The following is a 1,791-nucleotide window of genomic DNA, read 5'->3' on the forward strand; positions in this document are numbered from 1 at the left end:
GACCATCTGGCAAGGCCTGCAGCGAGTGGTGGATTTCGCCGCCGGTCTCCGGTATGCCCGTGAACTTGACGACTGAGATGTGTGTAATCAAATGGATTCAAGGACCTCCGTTGCGCGGCATCATCCTGTCCGGCATTGAGTTGATGCAAATGATTCGCGCGCAGATGAACGACTAACGGGCTTGCCAAAACTGTTGGCGGCCAGTTCTATCCTCTGGTGCTGTAAGCAATCCTACTCGTATAGAACCACAATCGCCTTGGCCTTATTGCGACAGAACCCATCCAGACGTGCTGCGCTATGTCAGCTCTGACGGGCCTCCGTCATGGACCGCATACGATTGATCCAAATCAAAGACTCTGCCACTTAGCGGGACTACGCTATCTTCGTAGCGAAGAAATGGTTTTTTCTTATTGGGCTCGCTTCAGAAAACGGAAAATAAAGCACGTTTAGCCCGAGGCCTTCGTTCGTTCGCGTTTATGTAACGTCCGGGAACGGACGCAAGGGCCGGAATTTTCCATTGCAATTTCTGGCTGTATCGCCACATCGACGGCGCTCAACCATTATCTGAAGGAGTGCCATGAATCTCCCTCTCAACCTCTTCTTCCGCCGCATCGCGGCCTTGTTGGGGGTCAGCGTGCTATTGCTGACCACCGACGGGGCTTTGGCCGCCAATGCCACTATCAGCGGCCGGTTGGTCAAAGGCGGCATAACCTTTAACTATAGTGAGGTAAAGTACGGCGCTAACGGTAAAGGCGCGCGTGGCATCCGCATTTACATCAGCGGCGGCCACGACCAGTCCTACAAGTTCAACCCCAATCCGCACAACAATCCGTCGTACAACAGTAACCCGGGCCGCTTCTACCTAGAAGCGGCCAACGCGCTGGCGGACGCCTATCTCGCCAAGCATCCGAACCCGGCCTTCCCTCGTTACGGCTTCACGTCCACGATAAAAGACATCAAATACATCCACGAGCAACGATGATTGATGGCGAAATTATTCCCAATTCCACCGGTCTGCCTTGGATGTCTGCAGTTGGTTGGTATCGCCTGCGGGCCAAACCATCCGCCTCCCGATTACGCTAGGTTCTCTTGGGTGGTGCTGAAATGCTGAATTCGCGATAACGGCTTTTATCGCGAGGTTATTGGCCGGCCCAACGCGCGTTCGCATATCAAACGAAGGGCTGTCGGCGAATAAAGAGGCGGCCGGGCAGGGGCCCGGGTCTCTGCGCTCAGGCCGCCAGTTCCAGGCCGCCCTCGTCCGGGCAGGCCACCTGCGCCTGCTCGACCAGCGCCGCGGCGAAGTGGGCTTGGCAGGTTTGCCGATCTGTTAGCCCCACGCGCGGTTGGCACACAAACGTCTCAGCTCTTCGACGCGAGTGACAACGGCGGCAAGGGGATTAGAGTTGCTTTTACCTTGCCAACATTCAGGTTGGGCTGTGCACCTCCCGCTGCTAGTTCGCGAATCTTGTCGTAGATTTTCTCGAAGATAGCTTCACGTACTTCCGTTGGGGAGCGTCGCCATTGACCAGAACGATGGCTGCACAGGCCTGGTTGATAGCTGCCGGCTCCAATAGCTCACAGATTTGCCCCCGCGTTTTGCCCTGGCCGTATAACGTATGCGCGGGATAGGCCGTCAAACTTGTTTCGCGCAAGGCTAGTGTTCCGTCCCACAAATAACTGGCATTAGTCTTGCATACCGTTTCGGCATTTGGGAACGGAGATACCACGATGAGGACGGGCAGACCGAAGGCCGAACTGGTGTTGAGCGAAGACGAACGCGCGCAGTTGCAA

2 protein-coding genes are annotated in these 1,791 nt (G+C 56.0%); one reads left to right on the forward strand and one right to left on the reverse strand.

What is annotated here, in order from left to right; all coding sequences use genetic code 11:
- The first annotated feature begins 577 nt into the window (after window positions 1-577).
- Complete coding sequence (locus A3A5_RS0119625) at window positions 578-982, forward strand: hypothetical protein (RefSeq protein WP_018312235.1); 405 nt, start codon at window positions 578-580, stop codon at window positions 980-982.
- 469 nt (window positions 983-1,451) lie between these two features.
- On the opposite strand, the gene A3A5_RS44985 is transcribed toward A3A5_RS0119625, so the two are convergent.
- A partial coding sequence (locus tag A3A5_RS44985) for a hypothetical protein (RefSeq protein WP_232431403.1) occupies window positions 1,452-1,791 on the reverse strand: 340 nt, incomplete at its 5' end.

Origin of the sequence: Cupriavidus sp. UYPR2.512 (assembly GCF_000379565.1) — a bacterium.
In the GTDB taxonomy this organism is placed as follows: Bacteria; Pseudomonadota; Gammaproteobacteria; order Burkholderiales; family Burkholderiaceae; genus Cupriavidus.